The following is a 24,307-nucleotide window of genomic DNA, read 5'->3' on the forward strand; positions in this document are numbered from 1 at the left end:
CTGCTCATCTCCCCGTATCCCCGTCTCCCCATCTCTCCCATATCCTTCACGAGAACGGAGTTGCATTATTGCTGTGCACATCTTGAGGAGATTGAAACAGAGTTTCGAGATAAACTCTTGCAGCTTGGCGGTAGCTGCGCGAAGCTTCCGGCGTACCGCTGTCGGCATTCTGCAACAAAAACAGCGACAGGGACGCGGAGAACACTCGGTCTAGATCCCATTCAGGATGAGTTTCCAGGTAAGTTTTGAGAGAATCGTGCAGCGTTTCGGGAATTTCGGCAAAAATACTGACTGTCGGGTTCATCATTTTTTTAGTCTCGCTAATAAATTGAAAACAGAACCCCCCTTCGGCCGGATACAGGTGCAGGCACAGCCGAAATCAGAGCGCTTTTTTTTAGGTCGGTCGCATCATTGTGCGTATCAGGAGGTGAGTTTGTCAATGTTGCGAAATATTACAAACTCCTTGAACTCAAAAAAATATTTACGAAACAATCAGCCTTTAAGCACATTTTTTGTTACATAACTTTATATTTTGGAGTTTTTATGAAGGATGGGACAGCAGATTAACGAAATCCCCAATTCCGCAGCAAGAGCCGACCGTGCCGTTAATTTCTGTGGAAAACTTTCTCCCTTCTGTGGAAAACCTCAGACTAGCCTGTGGAAACGCTGTGGAATGTTTAGGGAAAAGTTAGAGAAAAAATAAGAATTGCAAAGGGGAGTCATTGCTCATCGGTCATCGGTCATTGGTCATTGGTCATCGGTGATTGGTCATCGGTCATTGGTCATTGGTCATCGGTGATTGGTCATCGGTGATTGGTCATTGGTCATCGGTGATTGGTCATTGGTCATTGGTCATTGGTCATTAGTCATTGGTGTTTTCAGCCCTCTGCCTTCAGCCCTCAACATCCATCCGCTACATCCGTTAAATCCGCTACACAATCCGTTGCCGAACTTCCTTCTAAGAGTGCCAGTCGGCGGCTTTTTGGCGGATGGTTGCCAATTCTTGGGGCGGCATTTTGTCGAGGTTGGCTAGGATAAAGCTCATGCGACCGATCGACTGAAGCTTGTCCCGGTGGCGCGCCAGGAAGTCCCAATAGAAAAAATTGAACGGACAGGCGTTGTCGCCCGATCGCACTTGGCGATCGAACTTGCACCCACCACAATAATCGCTCATTTTATTGATGTAATTCGCAGACGCAGCATAGGGTTTCGACGCCAACACACCGCCGTCAGCAAACAAACCCATGCCCAGCACATTAGTCTGCATTACCCAGTCATAGGCATCAATAAATGCGCTGTGGAACCAATTTTCTAGCTCCTGGGGCGAGATTCCCGCAATTAGACCAAAATTGCTCAAAATCATCAACCGCTGGATGTGGTGCGCGTAACCGCTGCCTTCAACCTGAGTTAAAACTTGGCGCAAACAGTTCATATCAGTTTTGCTAGCATCCCAAAAAAACTCCGGCAGCGGCTGAGTGTGGTTGAACCAATTCTTCTGAAAATAATCAGCATCCACGTAAAAATACACACCGCGAATGTATTCTCGCCAGCCCAGAATTTGGCGAATAAAACCTTCGACACCGTTTAAATTTAAGTTTTTTTCGAGGTAGGCTGTTTCGGCGGCTTGAATAACTTCTAAAGGATGTAGTAAGCCAATATTGAGATAGGGAGAAATTAGGGAATGCCACATTGTTTCCTCCCCCGTTACCATCGCGTCTTGATAAGGGCCAAAAGTGGGGAGACACTGTTCGATGAAATTATCTAATACTTGCAATGCTTGCTCTCGCGTCACCCCCCAGCGAAAAGGCTCAATATTTCCGTATGTTGGGAAAGATAGAGCTTTAACTTGTGCGATAACCTCTTGAGTTATGGCATCCGGTTCAAACCAGAGAGCTTTCGGTGTATTCAGTTTGCCTTTTGGCGGCTGGCGATTTTCTTTATCAAAATTCCACTTGCCTCCGACTGGTTTCTTGCCATCCATTAAAACTTGGAAACGCTGGCGGCTGACTCGATAAAAGTCTTCCATTAACAAACGTTTGCGGTTTGATGCCCAATCTTTGAACTCTGTTGCTGTCCACAAAAATTGATTGTTGGGAATTAAAGTTATGTTGCAGGGAAGTTGCAAGTTTTGAACGAGCTGTAAAAAAGGGCGATCGTTTGGCATCATCACCCGCAATTCGGTGATATTGTGAGCTTGAATCCAAGCTTTGAGAGGTGTTTCAAAGTCGCCCGATCTTGTGTAAGTGACTTGGCAGCCGCTGCCGCGCAATTCTTCAGCAAAGTGCCGCATTGCTGACCAAATTAAGACTAATTTTTGTTGGTGGTAGGGTCGCTGTTGAATGTGCTGCCAAGATTCAATTAAAATTATAGGTAGGGAAGATTTATTATCTGTGTGGTTGAGAGCAGCTTGGTTCTGCCAAAGTTGATCGCCTAAGATCCAAATACCAATACTCATTTTATTTTTTTACTCTGAAATTTCACTTTTGCTTTTGCTGATGGTTGGTTGTCACTTCAGGAAACTTTATTTGCTGAAAATTCACAACTCAAAACTCATGTTTTTTGAGGTGCTTCCGAGGACTTGCTAGAGCATAACATTGATTTCCAAAGATAGGGACACCGACCAGCAAATTTAAAATTAATGTCGGTATATCCTTCGAGTTTCAATAATTTGGTCAGCGTCTCTACTGAAAAAAATTTAATGTGACCGTTATCCCAAAGTACGGTAAAATGTTTGTCCAGTTTGCCAGTAAGAGCTAAAGCCAGGTTTTTTAAATAGCCGTGATAGGGTGTGGAAATAATTAGCCTCCCTCCCGGCTTGAGGCATTTTTTTGCAGCTTTTGCCAGCTCTTTCGGATAAAGTAAGTGTTCGATTACTTCAACGGCTAAGACAACATCAAATGAGTGCACCATATCCGTATCGGGGAGTTCGTAAATATCTGCTTGGAGAAACTGACACTCGGGGAAACTTTGACGGGAGATGGTAATTCCGGGTGCAGAAGTGTCAACGCCCACAACTTCGCAGCCGTGCTCTGCTATGACGTGACTGAGGCTGCCATTGCCGCAGCCGAGATCTAAAACTCGCAGTTTTGTGGGGCTGGCATCCTGAAGTGTCGCCAGCATTTCTAAAAGGGGAGATATCAAATAACCGTGATGATATCTGGGACGGTTGTTTGTGTAATAATACGTATAATTGGTAAAGTTTTTTTTCATCAATTAAGCTATGAAGACTATTGCCGAGACCGCAAATTTAGGGAAAGTGGGTACAGAGTTTGGGTCAATGTTCGCCACCTGACGGGTTGTGAGAGTCGATCGGCGACTCGAACCTCTCATTGTTTGACAGTGAATTGTGGTCACCGAATCAATCGGATGTGAAAAGAAATTTTTCACAGGGTGCAAAATCTCTAATCGCCCATTCGATCGGGCCGATCGCGAAGGCATTCGCAAAGAAAAAATCCGCTAGAGCAGGAATTATCTTTCGATCGCTAGCCGGAGACAGAACTGTTTGCCTCAGACCTTCAGCGACAACCGTGCACCCCTGCGATTCTACCAAAATTAGGGGGTTAGAGCCTCGTCCTTCTAGGACGACTTGATTCTAGAAATCCTCTTGGCATTTTGTAGAAATTTGGTAAGATCAAACAAGGAGGTGATGCAAGTGTTCAATCTGACTTATGAATTCAAGTTGAAACCGACAAAAACACAAGTAGCAATATTTGAGGATTGGTTGGAACAATGTCGCAAGGTCTATAATTATGCCCTGCGAGAACGTAAAGATTGGTATAATTCGCGAAAATGTCGGATTGACGCTTGTTCACTCCGGTCAGAATTTATCATCAGTGCTGACACGCCTAGACCCACTTATTCAAGTCAGTGTCAAGCGCTAACCGCATACAGGAAAACCAGTCCTGTATTGCAGCTCATTAACGCTCAAGCCTTACAACAAGTATTGCGAAGGTTAGAAAAAGCTTTTGTCAGTATGTGGGAACAAAACCACGGATTTCCCCGGTTCAAAAAAAGGGGAACCATGAGGTCTTTTGTGTTTCCACAATTGGGCTTAAACGCAATTCAAAATAGTAGTGTCAAACTGCCTGTAATTGGCTGGGTAAGATTTTGGCAATCCCGATCCATTCCCGATGGCGGAATTATTAAGCAGGCACGGGTAGTAAATCGCGCATCCGGCTGGTATGTAATGCTGACCGTTCAATGGGACGTAAAAATTCCCGACGTAATGCCACACGGAAATCCCCTAGGAATCGATGTCGGACTAACTAATTTCATAGCAACTTCTAATAGTCTTCAAGTCAAGCGCCAAAGGTTTTTTATTGACGCAGAACGCAAGCTTAAATTGCTGCAAAAACGTGTGAGTAAAAAGCGCCTTGGCTCAAATAATTGGCGCCAAGCTCAGAAGAAAGTGGCTCTTTTGCATGAATACGTTGCTAATTGTCGAAAAGATTGGCATCGCAAAATCTCTCATCTAATTTGCAACGATGTGGGGATGGTATTCGTTGAGGACTTAAATTTAGTTGGACTATCCAGAGGGATGCTGGGTAAGCACTGCTTAGACGCTGGATGGGGTCAATTTTTCACTATTTTGGAACAAACCTGTTTGAAGCGCGGGGTGTACTTCCAAAAAGTGGATGCTAAGAAAACCAGTCAGATTTGTCCAAATTGCGGTGTCGAAACAGGCAAAAAAGAGCTTGATGAACGTACTCATACTTGCTCAAATTGCGGTAACACAACCGATAGAGATGTTGCAGCCGCTCAAGTAGTTCTAATTAGAGGACTTGCAGCCGTAGGGCATACCGCCTGTGATGCTTGCTGAGGGTAAATTCGTCGGAATCCCTGTGAAGCAAGAATCCTCTCGCATGAACGGCAGAGGTTTGTCAAACTGGCTTCTATAATTGTGTTTAACTGTGGTTCAGAAGCTGTGTTGTCCCGTCAGCAGAGCGCCCCAGACAGGTTCCCGCTTTCGCTTGGTTTATTACACTATGGTCGCTGTTGGGTGTTGCACCTTAATTTAGATATTTCCTATGGTTAAGTTAGGTCAATCCTCCTTTCGCCGTATTTTACTGTCGCGGATTTTGTTGCTCAGCGTACCTGTTCTACTGGTGGGGGAGTATGTTACCTATCGCAAGGCACGCTCGACGCTTCTGGAAACTGCTCGTCAAAACTTGACAGAAAGTGCCGTCAGAAAAGCAGAAACTATTGAACAGTGGGCCAAATCCCTGAAGTCGAATCTGATCGGTGCTTCGGAAAACTCGATGTTGCAGTCTGTAGAGCCGAAGGATTATCAAAAGTTTATCGCGCAATTAGGGCAGCGGTTGCCAGCGCAGGTTGATTGCTTGCAATTGACTAATTTACAGACAAATCAAGTGATAGCCAGCACTTGCGGGCAGCAGCCGATTCAGTCGCTGCCTCCCAATTTTTGGCCGCGAGTGCAGCAGCAGCAAACGCTGCTGGATGACAAGAGCGTTTACATCAGTCTGTCGTGGCCGATGCAGCGACAGGGGAAAGCAAACAACAAAAAGCTGGCTTTGGGTGCTGAGAATTTTCCAGAGGCTGGTAAAGAAGGCCACGACAGCCAAGTGAGTTTGGTGTTGAGCGCTCCTGTTTACATTCGTCGCGGCAACAGCCGACAGTTGAGTTATGCTTTGAGTTTGCAGTCTGCCCTGCCGGTGCAAACGAGCGCTCCCAAGGGTTCTCTAGCCGGCTACACGGTGGCGATCGACCAAGATGGGACGATTTTGGCGCACCCGAATATCAACCGCGTCGGCCGCAATATCGACGCCGAGGCAGATGCCGATCGACTAAAAAGTATTGTCAGAAGGGCGATGGCTGGCGGACAAGCTTTTCTCCACTTGTTTTCCTTTGACAAAAATGGTGTAGAGTTGCTCGCAGGATACGCTGCTATCCCCAGTCCTTCTACTAAACAGGAAAACAGCAAGTGGATTATTTTAGCTGTCTCTCGTTTAGATAACGCTCTGTCCGGTTTGGAAGAAATTCAGCAAGTTTTATTTAATTTAATTGTCGGTTTGGTTGCTGCTAGTATCATCGCGACTTTATATCTGTCTCGCGACTTGGCGCGTCCTTTGGAAAAACTGAGAGACTACGCGCTGAAAGTTGACACAGAAGCGCCCCAAGCAGTGCCGCAAAATTTCCAAATCAGGGAATTCAATCAACTATCAGAAGCACTCAATAGCATGGTGCAACGCCTCAGATCCTGGGCGACAGAATTGGAATTGGCAACCAAGGAAGCGCAAGTTGCAAATCAGTTAAAAAATGAATTTTTGGGCAATATTTCTCACGAATTGAGAACGCCGCTCAACGGGATTATTGGTTTTATTCAAATTGTGCGGGACGGCTACTGCGATGACCGAGATGAAGAGATGGAGTTCTTGCAGCGGGCTCACGACTCAGCAATGCAATTGCTGAATATTATTAATGATATTTTGGATATTGCTAAAATAGAATCCGGCACCTTCTCGCTGATGTTAGAAATAGTTGATATTACCCAGGTACTTGAAGACGCGATTGATTTGCAAGCATCTCAAATTCAGGAAAAAGGTTTGAAATTAAGCTTGCCAGCTCCTCACGATCCGATTATTGTTCATGCCGATCCAGAGAAGCTAAAACAAGTATTTTTGAACGTGTTGAGCAATGCCGTTAAGTTTACCGAGTCGGGCAGCATTAGTATATCCGTGCGGCTAGAATCAAGGACTAATTCTGCTGGTTTTAACGGCAGTGGGCCGGAAAGTGCGATCGCTCAGAACGCTCAAAGCGATTGGGTGGTGGTGACGATTAAAGATACGGGAATTGGTATCGATCCGGCTCATCAGCAGAAATTGTTTCAACCTTTTGTGATGGCTGACGGTTCTACAACTCGCAGGTTTGGCGGTAACGGTTTGGGCTTGGCTATCTCGCGCAGGATTATGGAATCTATGATCGGAAGCATTACCCTGCACAGCGCTGGTGTGAATCTAGGTACTTCGGTAATGATTTCTTTACCTGTCAATCAGCAGTCCAGTTTTTATTTTCACAGCCAGGACTTGGTGACGGAAAAGGGAAATTTCAAAAGTTTTGAGTGATTTTTCCCTGGGAAAATCTCAAATCTCAAATCTAAAATAGCATGAGAGGCTGTCCGCCGAGTTCGAGGGATTTGCTCAAAGCGCTGAGAATGCGGATTAATTCTACGGAGCCCCAGCCGGAAGAGGTAGGACAAGGGGTATTTGTTTGCACGCAGTTAAGGAAGCGATCGCACACTCGGCGCAGCGGTTCTACTTGTTCTAAACTTAATATGTCGCGACTTGCGATGCTAGTATTTGGCTGCGGTACGCGCTGCGAAGCTATCCCGTAGGGAATCGCACTTTCCCAAAAATTCTGCTCTTCGCCCCCCCGAATTGAACTACCGCGCTGCAAAATCAGGGGAGTTTCCGGCAACATTTCATCAAAAATCAAAGTTCCCAAACTACCGACAACAGTTAAGCGCCTTTGTTTGTCGGGATTTAGCCAGCACAGGTGAATGAATGCTTGAAATCCGTCGGGATAAGTCAGCGTTACCCAAACTAAATCTGCTAATCCTGGTTCTTGATTTATTCCTTCTTCACTCTGACTTGTGACTTCTGACTTGGGAAATACAGTCCCCGTAGCGCTGACTTGAATTGGGCTTTGTTCCAGCCAAGTATTGAAAATAGCGATATCGTGAACTGCCAAGTCCCAAAGGGCATCAACGTCGTGTCGTACCGGTTCAAAATGAGTGCGCTGGGCGTAACCGTAGCGCAATTTTCCGAGTTGATGCTGCTGAATAATCCTTTGGCCGCGATCGACTGCTGGATGGAATAAATAAGTGTGGTCAACGAAGAGTTGACGCTGATGTTTTTGGGCTAATTCGCAGAGTTCTATTGCTTCACAGAGGTTGAGGGCGAGGGGTTTTTCTACTAAAACGTGGTAGGCTTGTTGCAGGGCTGTTGCTGCGAGGGTGTAGTGTGTGGAAGCTGGAGTGGCGATCGCCACAGCATCCAGTCCCGGCAATTCTTGCACTTGTGACAAATCGGCAGCTAGAATCACAGAGGGATGCAGATTAAACTGTTTTTGGACAGCCATCAACGCATCTCGATTGGGGTCTACTACCGCTAAAACTTCGCTGTTGGGATGTTCGAGAAAGTTGCGAATTAGGTTAACTCCCCAGCGGCCCGCACCCAATACAGCTATTCCGATTTTCATTGATTATAAATTTCAAAAATCGCACACTAATTATAACATAATTGGTAATTTTTAGGTTTCTTTTAATACTAAAAATTCCCAATTCCCAATTCCCAATTCCCAATGACTAATAACTACTGCCAACTGTCAACTGTCAACTGCCAACTGCCAACTGTCAACTGCCAACTGTCAACTGCCAACTGCCAACTGCCAACTGCCAACTGCCAACTGTCAACTGTCAACTGTCAACTGACTAAAAGCTGCCTGAGCCGCTGCTTGTTCCGCTGCTTTGATCGATCGACCTTTTCCCTCTGCTACCAAATCTCCCTGAATGTGAACCTCGGCTGTAAAACGATCCTCGCCGCCCTGTACTGTCCCGGTTTCTCGCACGCTATATTTGGGTAAAGTTTTGTATTTGCCTTGAGTCAACTCTTGGAGAGCAGCTTTGTAGTTTTGGCGGGCCGGATCGCTGCGAATTTCCGCCGCTAAACGTTGAAAGTGACCATCGAGCCAAGGGCGAATTAATTCTAACGTCTGGGCGCTCAAATAAAGGGCGGCGAGTAAGGCTTCCAAAGCATCCGCCAGCCGGGGTACAGCGCCTGTTTTGTCTGCGGCGGCGCTGCTGGAAACGATTAAATAGCGATCGAACCCGTAACTGTCAGCGATTTTAGCAAGAATGCGATCGCTCACCAAGATCGATCGAATAGCAGCAAATTCTCCCACCGTACAGTCAGGATAAATCTCAAACAACAATTCCGACGCCGCCAGCCGCACCACGGCATCGCCCACAAACTCTAATTGCTCGTAATTTGCCTTAGCAGAAGCACTCGCATGAGTCAAAGCTAAATCGACAAGATGCCATTTTATCGCAGCATCCTTCGGCAGTCCCAATTTTTGAATTAATGTTTCAAGTTGCTTTTGCCGACCAGGATAAATCATACGATTTGAGATTTGAGATTTGAGGTTTAAGATTTGAGAGTTAAGATTTATAACTTAATAATTACGAATTTGATGACTGATGATTCTCTGAATTTGAATGTTATCTAAACTAGCATAATTTGTTGAAGTAAATATCAAATTTATTTTTATAAAAAGCTTTTGATTGAAAAACTAATTGTTTCGTTGCCAAACTATTTCTGCGGATGCTGATGAGCGAACCTTATCGAAAAATTGGAGGGGAAAAAGTCGGACATAAGCCGGGTTCTGTTATCTCAACTGCAAGCAGTTTTCGACGGCAGTTATCTATCTGGGACGCCTGTTACCAGACGCCTCAAGCGGTACCAAAAAACGGAACTGGTAAAAAACCAACCATAGTTCCTCCGACCTTGCTCCCAACCGGGGTTTACCGAGCCAGCACCTCTCGATGCTGCTGGTGCGCTCTTACCGCACCTTTGCACCCTTACCCTAAAATTTTTTGAAGTTAGATGTTCGATTTTTGATGCAATCTCAAATCTCAAATCTCAAATCTCAAATTGGGGGCGGTATCTTTCTGTGGCACTATCCTCACGATCGCTCGCACTGGGCGTTACCCAGCAAGTTTGGTTTTTCGGGAGCCCGGACTTTCCTCAGACCAGCTTTCGCTAATCCGCAACCGCCTGCGCCTACTTTTTCCCCAGATTTATTGTACAGGAATCGAGGGATTTTTGATTTTTGATTTTTGATTTTTGATTTTTGATTTACTCTCGTATTGAATCTGAGATCTTAAGGATTTTTGGCTGATGATACCAGGATTTATGACAAGGCTGCAACCAGGGGCTAGAAACCCGGTTTCTTCCTATATTTCTCATTACTAAACACAAAATCTCGTAGAAACCGGGTTTTTGAGGTCAGCGCGCGTAAGTCCCACAATTGCATTTTTTTTTAACTGGTATAACAAACATATCAACGCCGTGTCCTGAAAAATGTCGTGTGGGGCGATCGCATTTTATCTAATTCCTAGGCTCAGTCATCCTTAAGAGTAGAAAAGTTTTCAAACCAGCCGCGCCGCCAGAAGAAGTAAATTAAACTAGAGGCGATCGCTAGCATCAGCCCCCAACAAAGCGGATAGCCAAAATACCAGTTCAGTTCTGGCATATTCAAAGGCGATTTCTCTGTATTGAAATTCATCCCGTATACTCCCGCCACAAAAGTGAGAGGAATAAAGATACTAGAAATCACAGTCAGCAGTTTCATGATTTCATTCATTTTGTTGCCAACCGAAGACAAGTAAACATCCATCAAACCCGAAGAAAGTTCCCGGTAAGTTTCCACCATATCCATCACCTGCACCGTGTGATCGTAACAGTCGCGCAGATAAATTCGCACCTCTGGACTAATCAAATCACTGCCATCTCGAATTAGCGTGTTAATTGCATCCCGCTGCGGCCAAATTGCGCGGCGCAGCGTCAGCAATTCTCGCCGGATTTTATAAATCTTTTCAAGAGTTTTGCGGGTGGGGTTCACCACCACTTCATCCTCTAGTTCTTCAATGCGCTCTCCGTACACTTCTAATACAGGAAAAAATCCATCTATAATCGAATCTAACAGAGTATAAGCCAGATAATCGGCTCCGTGCTTGCGAATACTTCCTTGTCCTTTGCGAATGCGATCGCGCACGGGGTCAAAACAATCATAGTCCGGTTCTTCCTGAACTGTTAACAGGTAATGCTTGCCCAAAATAAAACTTACTTGTTCTTTATGAAAAGTCTCTAATTTTGGGTGTACCATCACCATCCAAGCAATGATTAAAATGTGATTTTCGTAATCTACAACTTTAGGGCGCTGTGGTACATTAACCACATCCTCTTGAGCCATAAGATGCAAATCAAACACTTCGCCCATTTGTCGCCAAGTTTCTTTGTTTCCCAATCCCAACATATCAACCCAAGAAACAGATTCTGTATCTAAATAGGCAGCAGCTTCTCGAGGATTTACCATTTTTTTGGGGCGAGTAGCTCCTGTCTCGCAATAGTCAATTAATACAATGTCTGGAGGCGGCGCATCGGGTTCTAAGTCGAGAGTTCCCGGCAACGCCCCCGGAGCGTCATAAAAATAGTCAACGTAGGAATCATCATCATCGTCTTTAATTGGTTTCGCAACTGCACTAGAAGTATTTATGCCTTTGTATACCATGTTGATCTTCCTGACTTTTAGTATCTTTAATTAGGTTATCATTTTTCTCGTACAATTACCAATTACCAATTACTAATTACCAATTACCAATTACTAATTACCAATTACCAATTACCCATTACCCATTACCTTTGCCGAATTGGAATCTCGATCGCGAATTCAGTTCCCCCACCAGGTGCGTCCATGCAGCGCAGCCCGCCTTTGTGTCTTTCCACCACAATCTGATAGGAGATAGACAGTCCCAAACCAGTACCTTTACCGACTGGTTTAGTAGTAAAAAACGGGTCAAATATCCGAGATTTAACAGACTCTGCCATTCCTGACCCATTATCGGAAATTGCGATCGCCACCCGATTGTTATCCAACACCTCCGTGCGAATCCGAATCGAAGGTAATGCGTCACCAGCCAAAGGTAAACTCGGAAAATTTGGTCGTTCCCCATCCGTTGCACTCGCCAATTCTAACTTTCTATTTCTAACACTTCCCAAAGCATCAATGGCATTACTTAGTATATTCATAAACACTTGATTTAACTGTCCGACGTAGCACTGTACAGGTGGCAGTGTACCATATTCTTTTACTATTTCAATCTGGCGATTTCTACCGTTTTCTTTAAGTCGGTGCTGCAAAATCAACAAAGCGCTATCAATTCCTTCATGAATATCAACACGCTTAATATCTGATTCTTCCAGGCGGGAAAAGTTGCGCAGAGACAGAACAATTTCTCGAATCCGATCGGCTCCTGTTTGAATTGAATTCAGCAGGTGCGGAAAATCGTCTTTCATAAATTCCACTTCTATCTTATCAGCAAACTCCGAGATCGCAGAAACAGGTTCCGGGTAATGTTCTTGATACAAACTGTACAGTTGCAGCAAGTTTTTGGCATACTCGCTAGCGTAAATGATATTACCGTAGATAAAACTGACAGGATTATTAATTTCGTGAGCAATTCCGGCGACTAGCTGTCCCAGACTAGACATTTTTTCGGCTTGAATTAGTTGAGCTTGAGTCCTTCCTAATTGTTGCAATGTTTGCTCTAGCTCGTAATTTTTATGTTTTAATTGAGATTCTGCCTGTTTGCGCTTAGTAATATTGCGGGCGATCACGATCGCTTGATTCGAGTTCAAAGGCAGCAATCTCGCTTCATAAGTTTCTTCTCCTGACGGCATGAGTAGGGAATACTCTATGTTAACTGGAGTTCTGTTTTCAGAAACTTCAAGAATAGCCAAATCTAATAAACTGGCGGCCGTTGCCGGCAATATATCGGTTATTCGTTTGCCCAGAAAACACTCGGAAATTAAGTACAAATCCGATGAATCTCCTGACAAGTAATCCAAAATAATGCCGTCAGCATTGAGGCGGAAATACAAATCGGGCAATGCCAGAAAAACAGCTTCCAACTCCGAAGTTTTTTGGCGCAGTGCTTCTTGGGCGTAGTAGCGATCGCTAATATCCAAAATCACCCCATCCAAACAGGAAACACTCCCATCTGCGTCGAACACGGGAGAACCTTTATCCCAAACCCATTTAACCGTGCCGTCTGCTGCTAGCAAACGGTATTCCAAGTTATAAGACTGTTTATTTTCTATTCCTTGCCGAATTTTTGCTTCTACTTTTGCCAAATCTTCCGGGTAAATAATGCTAGCAAAAGTCCGGCTTCCGCTGTCCAAACGCGAAATAAACTCCCCAGCCGGGTAGCCCGCTAGTAAGTAAATTGCCTCGCTAATAAAACTTGTCGAAAAATCGCACCGCCAGCGATAAACCACTCCGGGAATATTAGCTACCAAAGACCTGAATCGGGCTTCGCTTCTCCGCAAAGCTGCTTCCGATTCATGGCGTTCTGTAATATCGTGAGTGAAAGCTAGCACTGCAAATATATTGCCTTCAGCATCGCGCAGAGGGAGTTTTTGGGTGTCTAAAATATGTACTGAACCGTCAGCAACAGTTGCCGCATCGCAGGGATTGTGGATGGTTTCTCCGGCAAGTACAGCAGAGTCATCGTTGCGGAATCCTCGGATATTCTTGGCGGAATTCCCAAATATGAGCTCTTCTGTAAATCCTAATTCTAGATCTGTTTTACCAAGGATTTCTTCGACTGTTTTGCCGATCGCTTCAGCTAAACTCTTGTTTGCCAAAATATAGCGAAAATCTTTATTTTTGGCAAAAATCCAGTCGCTAGTTTTGTCGATTACCGTGCGCAGCAGTTGTTCGGAACTTTCGGTTTGTGCCAAAGCTACTTGCAATTCTACTTCGAGGCACTTGCGCTTTGTAATATTTTCAAAAGCAACGCCGACGGAGTTGTTCGGTAAGGGAAAAGCTTTAATAGAAAAAGCGCGAGTTATTTTGCCGAATTCATCGCAGTCAATATCTTCAACTTCTAGGGCTTTTTGGGTGCGAATTACCGCAGCAAATGCTTGGGGAATGTTTTTCGATCGCCAATTGGGAAAAATCTCGTCGATTGTCATGCCCAAAACGTCGGCCATTTCTAACCCGGTAAACCTGGTAGCAGCGGGATTCGAGGCGATCGCCCTCAAGGTGCTATCATCGTCTAGATTTTCCCAATGGTAGACGTACAAACCAATTTGCATATTTTCGACAATTTGGTCGTAGAGGCGCACGCTTTCGTCTACCTGCCTGCGTTCGGTAATATCTTCAGTAATCCCCAAAACGTACTGAGGATGCCCCTGAGCGTCGAGAATTGGCACTTTGCGGGTGTGCAGTATTCTCATGCCTTTGTGGCGAGTTTGGATCGGCTCTTCGGCTATTTCTTTAACAGTAGAGTGGTTGTGATGAGCGGTCAATATTTCCCTATCTTGAGCGGTGAAAACATCAGCTTGTTCTTTGGAGTAAATATCATAGTCATTTTTGCCGATCGCCTCTTGAGAGGTAACACCTGCGATCGTTTCTCCCGCTTTATTCCATAGCACAAATTTCAGCGAAGAAGCATCTTTAGCAAAAACTCCCACCGGCAGATTTTCTACTACAGAATTGAGGAAGCTTCTCGCTGATTTTAATTCAGCTTCTGCGCGCTTGCGTTCGATGCCTAAAGCGATGACATCGGCAACGGATGCTAAAGTTTCCTCAAAGGGTGCTGTCAGCGGCTGGCGGCTGATAATTACCATGACTCCCACCAGTCTTTCTTCGACAATTAAAGGGTAGCCGGCGAAGGTGAGAATTTGCTTGGGAATTTGGCAATTTACCGGATTTTGACGGCTGTTGATAATTGCTAGTTTAGAACTTTCTGCTGCTGTTGCTGGCGATTCTGCCTCTGGGAGTCCAAAATTATTCAGTTCAAATCCGCAGTCAAATTGCGGTTGTTGCTGTTGGGCGATCGAGTTAACCTTATTTTGAATAAAGCTAGCCCTCTCTGCTGTACGGCTGTAAATTCCCGCAACTGCTTGCAATTCCCAGACATTGTGTTGAGAGTTGAAAGTCCAAATTTCAGCAGAGGCGACATCGAGATTTCGCACCATTGCCTCGCAGCAGGGCAGCAGGATATCTTGAGGGTGTTTGGTGAGGGCAATACCGACATCCGCTACCATTGCTGTGAGGCGAGAAGCTTGGGCTTTTTCTGCTTCCAACCGTTTGCGATCGGTGATATCTTCCACCAAAGAAAGCACGGTAAAAGTATCGCCGCTGCGAATAATCGAGTTGAACCAGCGACACCAAATTACCTGTCCGCTTTTAGTTTTATTTTGATTAATTGAAGTATTGCCGTTGCCGGAGGCTAGTTCGAGTTCGATCGCACTTACAGCCTCTCTATCTTCCTCGCAAACCAAATCCAAATCGCCGAACTGCTTGCCCAGCATATCATCGGATGTCCAGCCAAACATTTCTTGGGCGCGTTTCGACCACTGAACGATCCGAAAATCCTCATCCCAGCCTACCATTGCCAGGGGACTATTAGCTGCATTCAACCACAGTAAATGGTTCGATCGGCGCAACTGTTGAGTTTTCTGCTGCTGCCAGCGGTAATGCCTGGTGATATCTCTGCCAACGCCCAAAACCCGCATCTGGTTGCTAGAGGCATCCACCGCTGGCGTGTAAGCTGTTTCGTAAATTTTCATCCCCCCATCTGCCGCCCTCACCTCGTGAATTGCCAGCTTTTTTTCACCAGTGATAAACACTTGTTTTAGACAGGAATCAATCTGCGAGATTATATTTTTGAGACCCTCATTATGGGGATATAATTTCAACAATTCCTGATTAGTTTTGTTGACTATTTCACCCGGCTCCAATCCCATCCAAGTAGCAGCAACGGGATTGATCGATAAGTATTTTTGCTGTCGATCGCACTCTAGGAAAGCATCAACAGAGTTAGAGAAAAAAGACTGTAACGAGTTGATAACTTCCTGCATGGGTATTTTTTGATCGCTTGCAAGTTAAGCTTTAAATTTTTCCTAAAGTTAGTTTAACTCACTCAAATATTTTTGCGTACTTTATTGCTGCGGTTCCCGGTGCAATAAAGTGCGCCGTCCCCTATCATACAAATATTTTCAGGAAATAGTATTTTTCTGAATATAACTTAATTACAGCAGATGCTCTTTTTTTTCACAAGACGCATCGGATACAAAAGGGAGGGGGAGATGGGGAGAGGGGGAGATGGGGAGAGGGGGAGATGGGGAGATTGCGGGAGATTGCGGGAGATTGCGGGAGATTGCGGGAGATGGGGAGAAGGGGGAAAGACGCGGTTTCTGGGAAAAATCTTAGTTTATCAATAGCGTAAGGTGCGCAGTGCGCACCCTACAGACGCTACAGACGGCTTTTTGGTCTCAAAAACCAGCAGTCACCAGGCAGTTTTTAGCTGCCAACTCATCACTAATGACTGATGACTGATGACTAATGACTACATCATGCCGCCCATGCCGCCCATGCCGCCCATGCCGCCCATGCCGCCCATGCCACCCATGCCGCCCATGCCGCCCATGCCGCCCATGCCGCCCATGTCGCCCATGTCGCCGCCGGCTTTTTTCTTCTCTGGTTTTTCGACAATCACAGCTTCAGTGGTTAACACCATACCAGCAATGGAACCGGCATTTTGCAAAGCCGATCGCACAACCTTAGCCGGATCGATAATCCCGGCGGCAATCATATCTTCGTACACGTCGGTGAGAGCATTGTAGCCAATGTTCAACTCGCTAGCCCGCACTCGCTCGATCGCGATCGAACCTTCAACGCCAGCATTATCAGCGATTTGACGCAAAGGAGATTCCAAAGCTTTAGCAACCAAGTCAGCGCCAACTTGCTCTTCAGCGTCCAAAGTCTTTCTGATTGCATCTATTTTAGTAATCAGGTGAATCAGCGTCGTACCGCCTCCAGCGACGATACCTTCTTCCACAGCAGCTTTAGTAGCATTGAGAGCGTCTTCAATGCGCAATTTGCGGTCTTTGAGCTCGGTTTCAGTAGCGGCGCCTACTTTAATTACAGCAATACCGCCAGCGAGTTTGGCAATGCGTTCGCTCAATTTTTCGGTGTCGTAGTCGGAATCCGTTGCTTCTAGCTGCTTGCGGATTTGCTCGATCCGTGCTTGCACGTCTGCTTTGTGTTCGTCGCCAGCGACAATGATCGTGTTTTCTTTGTCGATCGTAATTTTGCGGGCGGTACCGAGCATTTCTAGTGTTGCGGTATCAATGCTGAGTCCGACTTCTTCAGAAATCAGTTGACCGCCGGTCAGAACGGCGATATCTTGAAGCATAGCTTTGCGTCGCTCGCCAAAACCAGGAGATTTGGTAGCTGCGATGTTCAACACGCCGCGTGCTTTGTTAATTACCAAAGTTGCCAAAGCTTCACCTTCAATATCTTCGGCGATAATGATCAGCGGTGAACCGGTGCGGGCGACTTTTTCCAGAATCGGAATTAGTTCTTGAATGGAATTAATTTTTTTGTCGGTAATCAGGATGCGAGCGTTTTCATACTCAACTTCCATGCGATCGCTATTGGTGACGAAATACGGGGAAAGATATCCGCGATCGTACTGCATCCCTTCGACAACTTCCAATTCTGTCAACAGAGATTTCGACTCTTCAACAGTAATTACGCCGTCTTTGGTGACTTTTTCCATTGCTTGAGCAATCATGGCGCCTACTTCTTCGTCGTTACCGGCGGAGACCGTGGCGACCTGAGCAATGGCAGCTCCTTCGACTGGTTTCGCCAATTTTGCGATTTCTAGGACTAAGTGGGCGATCGTTTTTTCAATCCCGCGGCGCAGTGCGACTGGATTGGCGCCTGCTGCGACATTCTTCAAACCTTCGCGAATCAGGGATTGAGCGATCACCGTAGCGGTGGTGGTGCCGTCGCCTGCGATATCTTTAGTTTTGGAGGCGACTTCTTGAATTAAGCGAGCGCCGGCATTTTCGAGGGGGTCTTCGAGTTCAATTTCCCGAGCAACGGTGATACCATCGTTAACGATTTGGGGAGCGCCGAATTTCTTTTCGAGTAGGACATTCCGGCCTTTGGGGCCCAAGGTGATGCGGACTGCATCGGCGAGTTGATTTACGCCGCGTTCTAGTGCCCGCCGAGATTTGTCGCTAAATGCAACTATTTTGGTCATGTTTGTCTCCTTTGGCTTACATAGCAAATTTAGCACTCTCTGAGTCTGAGTGCTAAGCCGATCGACTTTAGATTGTAGCGCGCCTCAGCCGTGCGGGGGATAATGGGGGTGGATGAGCTCAGGACACGGCAGTGCCCAAGGCGTGTCAACTTAAGCTGAAACCCGCCAGGGACTGAAGTCCCTGTCTAATAGCGAAAGTCCTCGCTATGAGGACTGAGGAGTTCTTTAGTCCTCATAGCGAGGACTTTCGCTTTGAGGCGGGGGTTTGAACCCCCGCCGGACTGTGGGAAAGCGGGTTAAGTTGACACGACTAAAGGCACTGCCGTGTCTTGGTAGATATAATGTGTTTTGTGACATATCGGGCGATCGGCTTTTGCCTCGGCCCCAAACCCAATATTTACGGCGTGTCATCCCAAAGCACAATTTTCATTCAAAAAATTCTTAACTTCCATCGGCGATCATCTAGCTTAGGATAGAGCTTCCTTCTAGCTTCTTTTTACCTTGAGCGAAGCCTTTCATGCCTTCTTCCTGATGACGAATGACAACTAACAACTGACAACTGACAACTGACAACTGACAACTGACAACTAACAACTGACAACTGACAACTGACAACTGACAACTGACTTAACATAATGGCTCGTTATTCTCGACTGCAAAAACTCATTTCCTATATGCGCCCGCACTGGAAACCCACATTTTGGGGCGTTTTTTCCCTATTAATTGTCAATGCTGTGGGCGTTTACATTCCCCTGCTGATTAGGAATGCAGTTGACACACTCCAAGTTGCCACTAAATTTGACCAAGTTTTCAACTACATAGTGCTAATCCTGATCCTCGCCTCAATTATGTGGGTGATTCGGATGGTGTCGCGGATTCTGTTGTTTGGCGTGGGGCGTCAAGTAGAATTTGACCTCAAACAGCAAATATTTAATCATTTATTAACATTAGAACCGTCTTATTTTGCTGCCAATACGGTAGGAGATTTAATTAACCGGGCTACTTCCGATTTGGACAATATTCGCCGCTTGGTGGGTTTTGCAGTGCTGAGTTTGGCAAATACAGCCTTTGCTTATGCTTTGAGTTTGCCGGTGATGTTGGGGATTAATGTCCGGCTGACGCTGTTGGCGATCGCAGTTTATCCTTTAATGCTAGTTTTGGTGCAGTTATTTAGCGACAAACTTCGCATCCAGCAATTAACGGTGCAAGAAGAACTGTCAGCGATGAGCGATTTGATTCAGGAGGATATGAGCGGAATTTCCGTAATTAAAATTTACGCTCAAGAAGAAAACGAACGCCGAGCTTTTCGCGATTGCAACGCACAGTTGCTATCAGCTAATTTGGAATTAGCTAAAACTAGAAACTTTATTTTTCCGCTGCTGGGCGGTTTGGCAAGCATCAGTTTGTTGGTGCTGCTTTCTGCCGGTGGTGGGGCAATTGCTAATGGGATAATTAGCGTCGGGGATTTTGTAGCTTTGCTGATTTATGTCGAGCGTTTGGTGTTTCCGACAGCGCTGTTGGGTTTCACAATTACTGCTTACCAGCGCGGAGAAGTCAGTGTCGATCGCATCGAAGCAATTTTGACTGTGGAACCGAGAATTAAGGATGCTGCCGGTGCAGTTGAATTGCCAATGCCAGTAATCGGCGAAATTGTGGCTCGCAACTTGAATTACACCTATCCCGGTGCTAAAACGCGCGCGCTCAAAGATGTCAATTTTACCATAAAACCAGGGGAAACAGTCGCCATTGTTGGGGCGATCGGCTCTGGCAAATCAACCTTAGCTAATGCGCTGCCGCGCTTGCTAAATATCGATCCGGGTCAGTTATTTGTAGACGAACAGGATATTACCGAAGTCAAGTTGAGGGAATTGCGTGGGGCGATCGCCTACGTGCCCCAAGAAAGCTTTCTGTTCGGCACTACCATCAAGAATAACATCCGCTACGGCAATCCTTTAGCGGAACAGCCGGAGATTGAATCAGCCGCCAAACAAGCGCAAATTCACCCCGAAATCCTGAACTTTCCGCAGCAGTACAAAACAGTCGTGGGCGAGCGCGGCATCACCTTATCCGGCGGACAGCGGCAGCGGACAGCACTAGCTAGAGCCTTGTTAGTTGATGCTCCCGTGCTAATTTTGGATGACGCTCTCTCCAGCGTGGACAATCAAACTGCTAGCGATATTTTGCATAACTTGGCAACCGGCACCGATCGCAAAACCGTAATTTTCATCTCGCATCAGATGTCCGCTGCTGCTAGTGCCGATCGCATTTTTGTCATGGAAAAAGGAGAAATAGTGCAAAGCGGCACTCATGCAGAATTGGTAAAGCAAACAGGGCTTTATCAGTATTTGTGGAGCCAGCAAAAACTAGAGGAATTGCTGCATTGAGTTGTGCGATCGCACAGGTTCGTAGTAAGGAATGCAAGTCCTTCCAATCGTCGGGAAATTGTTTATACAAATTCTCCATGAAGCAGCACTAAAATATTAGAGACTCCAGGACTGTTAACTGCAATAAGATTAGTTCGTAGTGCGGACTCGCATTCCGCAGCCTGAGAGCGGACTCGCATTCCGCACTACGAACTTTTATAGTAATTGACCGGACATGATATAGCAACCGCCACATCGGTGAGGACATAAATAACTTCATGAATAGAGCCGATACCCGTACTGCATCAATGATTTGATTCGGGTTATGCAACTGTCAACTGTCCACTGTCAACTGTCAACTGCTATATTACCCCTATCTGCGGCTCAAAATCCTCTGGTCAATCTAAGATGGGTAAAATTTCTATTACTAACGGTATAGCGATCGCAATGCGGAATCTCTGTCTTAAGATTTTAGTTATGGTTCGGTCATTAAGATAAGCTGAAAAGTATTTAAAATCAACAGACATTTGAGGATATATGCCAATGGACGGTCAAGACCCCGCTGACATCAAGATGGGTAACGTAGATGAAGAAGAAAGTTCGGTTGTCGTGCACGGCACGGTCATTCTCGGAATCGACCCTGAGGGAGGAGAGGCCTTACTCTTTAAGGATTTAGAAGTCACAAATTCCAAAGTAAAATTGATTGCCTACCTAGCGATAGATGGAAATTTAAATAAATCCATAGAACTAGGCGAACTCAAAGAAAATAGGGGTACCGTTAAAATTGCCATCCCCTTAGGGACGGATACTTCCCCTTACAATACCGTAGTCCTTCGCGACCAAAAGAGTAAAAAGAAAGTCGCAGTGATTGAATTGTAGAGCCGGAAGCGAGTAGGGATGGGATAACATCTCTACTCACCTATTAACAATTCACGCTCCATTAGCCAGCAGTTGCATCAAATCCCGTGCCTTGAATGACCCGATCGCGATGAATGACGCGATCGACAATAATTGATTTATAATCAAGATATATACTCCACCCGAATAATCCCAAATCATGCTCGCAGAAGCAAACGCCACACTCTGGCCCAGTCTAATTACTGTTTCAGCATTAATACTCTACTTCGTTGTTACCATCAACGTCGGCAGAGCTAGATTCAAATACAAAGTTTCTCCCCCGCAGATGACAGGAAACCCAGACTTTGAGCGAGTGTTGCGAGTTCAGCAAAATACCTTAGAGCAAATGATTCTATTTTTGCCCTCGCTGTGGCTGTTTTCGCAATTTGTCAGCCCAATTTGGGCCGCCGGTATCGGTGCAGTTTGGATAGTTGGACGCATTTTGTTTGCTTGGGGTTACTATCAAGCGGCGGAAAAACGAGCCGCAGGATTTGGCATTAGTACCTTAGCTACTTTAACTTTGCTTGGCGGTTCCTTAATTGGCATCATCATGTCGCTGCTGAAGATTTCACAGGCATAAGTAATATTTAGTAGGGTGCGCAGCGCGCACCTGACGCCGTAAATCAAATTATTTCAATCACCTTCATGAGTAAATATGTCAGAAACTAACAAACCCGTATTTGAAATTAACCAGAAACTTTTTCAGCAGCTTACCGAGTGGCAAGAAAAACTTGAATTAGAAGATGAATTAGCAAGCGAGTCAGAAGACGAGAAACCAACAGAGGTAAAAAGTTCTCCCGACAGTTATGAACAGCATTCTCAAACAGATAATTCCTAGCTTGTGGCTAACAGCATCTTTGGCATTTCCGGCTGCTGTCTCGGCTCAATCGCTGACAGCCAGACCAATTGGGCAAATCAATAGCGGTTTGTTTCGTTCTAACTCTCAAGATTTCTTTGAGCAAGGAAATCGCCAACTGGAAAGGGAAATCGCAATTTTGTTGCGAAAAACTGCCACTTCCGAAGGCAAGATTCTGGAGATAGATGAAAAATTGCGCTCTCAGGTTTGCCGGGAAAATTTTAAAATATCCTCGCGACATTTTGATATAATTAGTGTCGCTGAGGTTTCTAGTTTTAATGCAAAATTGAAAGAGATTTGCAGGGAAACTTAAAATAACAGTGAGGTAAAGATTAAAGTTTTAGCGTTAATGGAAAAAGAGGCAATGACCAAATTGAAACTAGCCATGCTGTCAGCAGAAACCCTGGCTCAGTTGGCTGAGATTATTATTGATTATACTCATGAGGAAATGATGCTAGTTTTTCATGAGCTAGAATGGGAACAGCAGGCGAGAATTAAGGATATTTGGAAGAGTGTTTGAGGGCTGTGGCATCTCCAAAATCGCACGTTCCCGCACCGGACACGGCAATGCCGTGTCCCTACGGATATGGCGCAATGCCGCCCTACTTTTGGGCTAGCGATTCGAGACACAATTGACGGAAATGATCGCCCCGCTGCTCGAAGTTTTGGTATTGATCGAAGCTGGCGCAAGCTGGCGAAAGCAACACGACTTTAGCATGATTTTGTTTGCCTAATTCTGCCGCCCTCGGAATTGCTCTTTCCATTGTTTCGACGATTTCCCAAGCGTTATAATCGGCTTGTTCGAGCCGATCGCTAAAAATGCCCGCCGCATCCCCAATTAGCAGCACCGCAGCAGCTTTCGCCTTGATTGTATCAATCCAGCCACTATCATCGCCTTCCTTGGAAGCACCGCCCGCAATTAAAATTGCAGGCGCACTCACAGAAGCCAACCCGACTTGCGCCGCGTCATAATTAGTCGCTTTGCTGTCGTTGATGAAATCTATGCCTTCCCAAGTGCAGATGTGTTCGAGGCGGTGCGCCACTCCGGGGAATTTAGCAATAGCCCGGGCGATCGCACTTTTATCTATCCCCGCCAAATTAGCCGCCGCCACCGCCATCAACAAATTTTGCAAATTGTGTTCGCCCACCATCCGCAAAGACTCAGCCGGCAGAATTTTCTCGCCTTGAGCGATTACCCAACCATCTGCGATGTACGCTCCAAAAGCACGTTTTCCCAACAAATCTTTTTCACCTTTAACACTCGTCCAACACGCATCCGGCCAAATGTCAACTCCTTGCTGCCGCAAAACAGGATCGTCGCCGTTAATTACTTGCAATTCCGACTTTTTCAGCAAATGCGCTTTAATGTTGTAATAATTTTCTAAAGTTTTGTGGCGGCTGAGGTGATCCGGCGTCAAAGTTGTCAAAACTCCGATTCGCGGCGCTACAAACGGCGATGATTCTATTTGATAACTACTGATTTCTGCGATTACCCAATCCGGCGGTTTTTCGGCTAAAGCTAATTCGCACGCAGCATAACCAATGTTGCCGCAAGCGGGAGCATAAAGCCCGGCTTCTGCAAAAATCGCAGCAATTAAAGCAGTAGTCGTAGTTTTGCCGTTAGTGCCAGTAATTGCCACCCAAGGAGATTTGAGATAACGCCACGCGAGGGCCATTTCTCCGATTGTTTCAATTCCTAATTCTCGGGCGCGCACTAATGCTGGACTGTCCCAGGGAACGCCCGGACTTACTACTACTAATTCTATAGATTTGTCAGGTTCAAAAGATTTACCTAATTCAACTGCAATTCCTTCGCTAGCGAGTTCCTGTTGCTGTTCGAGCAAATTTGGGGCTGATGAGCGATCGCTCAGCGTTACTTCCCATCCTTCGCGTTTGAGCAGTCTGGCGGCGGCATTCCCTGATTTTCCTAATCCAATGATATGAGCGATCGGCATAAGTTATGTGATGGAGCGAACTTTCCTGGTTTTATAAGTTAATATCTTAACCTTGCATGGGTTTTTGGCTATGGGCCATTTTGCTTAATTTTCAATAGGGCGATCGCCCGTGATATTCGTAGGGAAACGGCACTGCCGTATCCTAATTCGTAAGGAAACGGCACTGCCGTGTCCTCTTTTGTGATTTCGATCGACCTTTTTTTGAGTTTTTCAAGGAGTGCGTCTTTCAAGTTCTTCAATTTTTTCTTCTAACCGGACAATCTCTCTGGATAAACAGCGACGCTCATATGATGATGCGACTGGAAGAAGCGCCACTAATACAAATAAGTATCCCTCCTTCATCAGAGGGTTTCCTCTCCATACTAGATAGTATACGACA

General features: G+C 45.7%; 19 protein-coding genes and 1 other RNA gene. 8 read left to right on the forward strand and 12 right to left on the reverse strand.

The annotated features are described in order from the left end of the window. Positions 1 to 46: 46 nt before the first annotated feature. The 4 genes from QUB68_RS04680 to QUB68_RS04695 form a co-directional block, all read right to left on the reverse strand. Positions 47 to 304: a DUF2811 domain-containing protein gene (locus QUB68_RS04680; protein WP_332990161.1), complete on the reverse strand. Its 258-nt coding sequence runs from the start codon at positions 302 to 304 to the stop codon at positions 47 to 49. A gap of 654 nt (positions 305 to 958) precedes the next feature. Further along, complete coding sequence (locus QUB68_RS04685; RefSeq protein WP_332989832.1) at positions 959 to 2,455, reverse strand: cryptochrome/photolyase family protein; 1,497 nt, start codon at positions 2,453 to 2,455, stop codon at positions 959 to 961. Between the two features lie 95 nt (positions 2,456 to 2,550). Then, complete coding sequence (locus QUB68_RS04690; RefSeq protein WP_332989834.1) at positions 2,551 to 3,210, reverse strand: class I SAM-dependent methyltransferase; 660 nt, start codon at positions 3,208 to 3,210, stop codon at positions 2,551 to 2,553. Positions 3,211 to 3,358: 148 nt separating this feature from the next. Continuing rightward, positions 3,359 to 3,550 carry a hypothetical protein gene (locus QUB68_RS04695; RefSeq protein ID WP_332989836.1) on the reverse strand — a complete coding sequence of 64 codons (192 nt, stop codon included), beginning with the start codon at positions 3,548 to 3,550 and terminating at the stop codon, positions 3,359 to 3,361. A 102-nt stretch (positions 3,551 to 3,652) separates the two neighbouring features. On the opposite strand from QUB68_RS04695, the gene QUB68_RS04700 reads away from it, so the two are divergent. Both QUB68_RS04700 and QUB68_RS04705 read left to right on the forward strand, forming a co-directional pair. Further along, positions 3,653 to 4,819, forward strand: a complete 1,167-nt coding sequence (locus QUB68_RS04700; protein WP_332989838.1) for an RNA-guided endonuclease InsQ/TnpB family protein — start codon at positions 3,653 to 3,655, stop codon at positions 4,817 to 4,819. A gap of 208 nt (positions 4,820 to 5,027) precedes the next feature. Then, positions 5,028 to 7,082 (forward strand): ATP-binding protein, encoded by a 2,055-nt coding sequence (locus QUB68_RS04705; protein WP_332989840.1) that lies wholly within the window; start codon positions 5,028 to 5,030, stop codon positions 7,080 to 7,082. Positions 7,083 to 7,113: 31 nt separating this feature from the next. Here QUB68_RS04705 and QUB68_RS04710 read toward each other — a convergent pair whose 3' ends face one another. The 6 genes from QUB68_RS04710 to groL form a co-directional block, all read right to left on the reverse strand. Further along, the gene (locus QUB68_RS04710; protein ID WP_332989842.1) at positions 7,114 to 8,217 is read right to left on the reverse strand and encodes a Gfo/Idh/MocA family protein; all 1,104 of its coding nucleotides are present in this window, start codon (positions 8,215 to 8,217) and stop codon (positions 7,114 to 7,116) included. Positions 8,218 to 8,427: 210 nt separating this feature from the next. After that, on the reverse strand, positions 8,428 to 9,135 hold the full coding sequence (rnc, locus tag QUB68_RS04715) for a ribonuclease III (RefSeq protein ID WP_332989845.1): 708 nt from the start codon (positions 9,133 to 9,135) through the stop codon (positions 8,428 to 8,430). A gap of 238 nt (positions 9,136 to 9,373) precedes the next feature. Further along, positions 9,374 to 9,804: RNase P RNA component class A (rnpB, locus tag QUB68_RS04720), an RNA gene on the reverse strand. 333 nt (positions 9,805 to 10,137) lie between these two features. Then, entirely contained in the window at positions 10,138 to 11,307 is a 1,170-nt protein-coding gene (corA, locus tag QUB68_RS04725; protein ID WP_332989847.1) for a magnesium/cobalt transporter CorA, read from the reverse strand. 125 nt (positions 11,308 to 11,432) lie between these two features. After that, on the reverse strand, positions 11,433 to 15,665 hold the full coding sequence (locus tag QUB68_RS04730; protein WP_332989849.1) for a PAS domain S-box protein: 4,233 nt from the start codon (positions 15,663 to 15,665) through the stop codon (positions 11,433 to 11,435). A 488-nt stretch (positions 15,666 to 16,153) separates the two neighbouring features. Further along, positions 16,154 to 17,857, reverse strand: a complete 1,704-nt coding sequence (gene groL / locus QUB68_RS04735) for a chaperonin GroEL (protein ID WP_332989851.1) — start codon at positions 17,855 to 17,857, stop codon at positions 16,154 to 16,156. Positions 17,858 to 18,492: 635 nt separating this feature from the next. On the opposite strand from groL, the gene QUB68_RS04740 reads away from it, so the two are divergent. The 6 genes from QUB68_RS04740 (at position 18,493) to QUB68_RS04765 (ending at position 22,493) form a co-directional block, all read left to right on the forward strand. Further along, on the forward strand, positions 18,493 to 20,241 hold the full coding sequence (locus QUB68_RS04740) for an ABC transporter ATP-binding protein (protein ID WP_332989853.1): 1,749 nt from the start codon (positions 18,493 to 18,495) through the stop codon (positions 20,239 to 20,241). Between the two features lie 522 nt (positions 20,242 to 20,763). Then, a complete protein-coding gene (locus tag QUB68_RS04745; RefSeq protein WP_332989855.1) occupies positions 20,764 to 21,099 on the forward strand; it encodes a hypothetical protein in 336 nt (111 codons plus the stop codon). A 178-nt stretch (positions 21,100 to 21,277) separates the two neighbouring features. Further along, positions 21,278 to 21,697, forward strand: a complete 420-nt coding sequence (locus QUB68_RS04750) for an MAPEG family protein (protein ID WP_332989857.1) — start codon at positions 21,278 to 21,280, stop codon at positions 21,695 to 21,697. Positions 21,698 to 21,772: 75 nt separating this feature from the next. Continuing rightward, positions 21,773 to 21,955 carry a hypothetical protein gene (locus QUB68_RS04755; protein WP_332989859.1) on the forward strand — a complete coding sequence of 61 codons (183 nt, stop codon included), beginning with the start codon at positions 21,773 to 21,775 and terminating at the stop codon, positions 21,953 to 21,955. Next, positions 21,924 to 22,286: a hypothetical protein gene (locus tag QUB68_RS04760; RefSeq protein WP_332989861.1), complete on the forward strand. Its 363-nt coding sequence runs from the start codon at positions 21,924 to 21,926 to the stop codon at positions 22,284 to 22,286. Before QUB68_RS04755 ends, QUB68_RS04760 begins: the two co-directional genes overlap by 32 nt. A gap of 51 nt (positions 22,287 to 22,337) precedes the next feature. Next, positions 22,338 to 22,493: a hypothetical protein gene (locus QUB68_RS04765; RefSeq protein WP_332989863.1), complete on the forward strand. Its 156-nt coding sequence runs from the start codon at positions 22,338 to 22,340 to the stop codon at positions 22,491 to 22,493. 82 nt (positions 22,494 to 22,575) lie between these two features. Here the strand turns inward: QUB68_RS04765 and murD are convergent, their stop codons facing one another. After that, positions 22,576 to 23,928, reverse strand: a complete 1,353-nt coding sequence (gene murD / locus QUB68_RS04770) for a UDP-N-acetylmuramoyl-L-alanine--D-glutamate ligase (protein WP_332989864.1) — start codon at positions 23,926 to 23,928, stop codon at positions 22,576 to 22,578. A 68-nt stretch (positions 23,929 to 23,996) separates the two neighbouring features. Further along, on the reverse strand, positions 23,997 to 24,167 hold the full coding sequence (locus tag QUB68_RS04775) for a hypothetical protein (protein WP_332989866.1): 171 nt from the start codon (positions 24,165 to 24,167) through the stop codon (positions 23,997 to 23,999). Between the last annotated feature and the right edge of the window lie 140 nt (positions 24,168 to 24,307).

The organism is Microcoleus sp. A006_D1 (genome assembly GCF_036702805.1).
Taxonomy (GTDB): domain Bacteria; phylum Cyanobacteriota; class Cyanobacteriia; order Cyanobacteriales; family Microcoleaceae; genus Microcoleus.

Excerpts from the sequence above, each read along its gene's own strand:
- QUB68_RS04690 (WP_332989834.1), bottom strand. The coding sequence starts at position 3,210 with ATGAAAAAAAACTTTACCAATTATACGTATTATTACACAAACAACCGT.
- QUB68_RS04765 (WP_332989863.1), top strand. The coding sequence starts at position 22,338 with ATGACCAAATTGAAACTAGCCATGCTGTCAGCAGAAACCCTGGCTCAG.
- QUB68_RS04710 (WP_332989842.1), bottom strand. The coding sequence starts at position 8,217 with ATGAAAATCGGAATAGCTGTATTGGGTGCGGGCCGCTGGGGAGTTAAC.
- rnc (WP_332989845.1), bottom strand. The coding sequence starts at position 9,135 with ATGATTTATCCTGGTCGGCAAAAGCAACTTGAAACATTAATTCAAAAA.
- murD (WP_332989864.1), bottom strand. The coding sequence starts at position 23,928 with ATGCCGATCGCTCATATCATTGGATTAGGAAAATCAGGGAATGCCGCC.
- corA (WP_332989847.1), bottom strand. The coding sequence starts at position 11,307 with ATGGTATACAAAGGCATAAATACTTCTAGTGCAGTTGCGAAACCAATT.
- QUB68_RS04740 (WP_332989853.1), top strand. The coding sequence starts at position 18,493 with ATGGCTCGTTATTCTCGACTGCAAAAACTCATTTCCTATATGCGCCCG.
- groL (WP_332989851.1), bottom strand. The coding sequence starts at position 17,857 with ATGACCAAAATAGTTGCATTTAGCGACAAATCTCGGCGGGCACTAGAA.
- QUB68_RS04680 (WP_332990161.1), bottom strand. The coding sequence starts at position 304 with ATGAACCCGACAGTCAGTATTTTTGCCGAAATTCCCGAAACGCTGCAC.
- QUB68_RS04705 (WP_332989840.1), top strand. The coding sequence starts at position 5,028 with ATGGTTAAGTTAGGTCAATCCTCCTTTCGCCGTATTTTACTGTCGCGG.
- QUB68_RS04760 (WP_332989861.1), top strand. The coding sequence starts at position 21,924 with ATGAACAGCATTCTCAAACAGATAATTCCTAGCTTGTGGCTAACAGCA.
- QUB68_RS04750 (WP_332989857.1), top strand. The coding sequence starts at position 21,278 with ATGCTCGCAGAAGCAAACGCCACACTCTGGCCCAGTCTAATTACTGTT.
- QUB68_RS04730 (WP_332989849.1), bottom strand. The coding sequence starts at position 15,665 with ATGCAGGAAGTTATCAACTCGTTACAGTCTTTTTTCTCTAACTCTGTT.
- QUB68_RS04755 (WP_332989859.1), top strand. The coding sequence starts at position 21,773 with ATGTCAGAAACTAACAAACCCGTATTTGAAATTAACCAGAAACTTTTT.
- QUB68_RS04745 (WP_332989855.1), top strand. The coding sequence starts at position 20,764 with ATGGACGGTCAAGACCCCGCTGACATCAAGATGGGTAACGTAGATGAA.
- QUB68_RS04685 (WP_332989832.1), bottom strand. The coding sequence starts at position 2,455 with ATGAGTATTGGTATTTGGATCTTAGGCGATCAACTTTGGCAGAACCAA.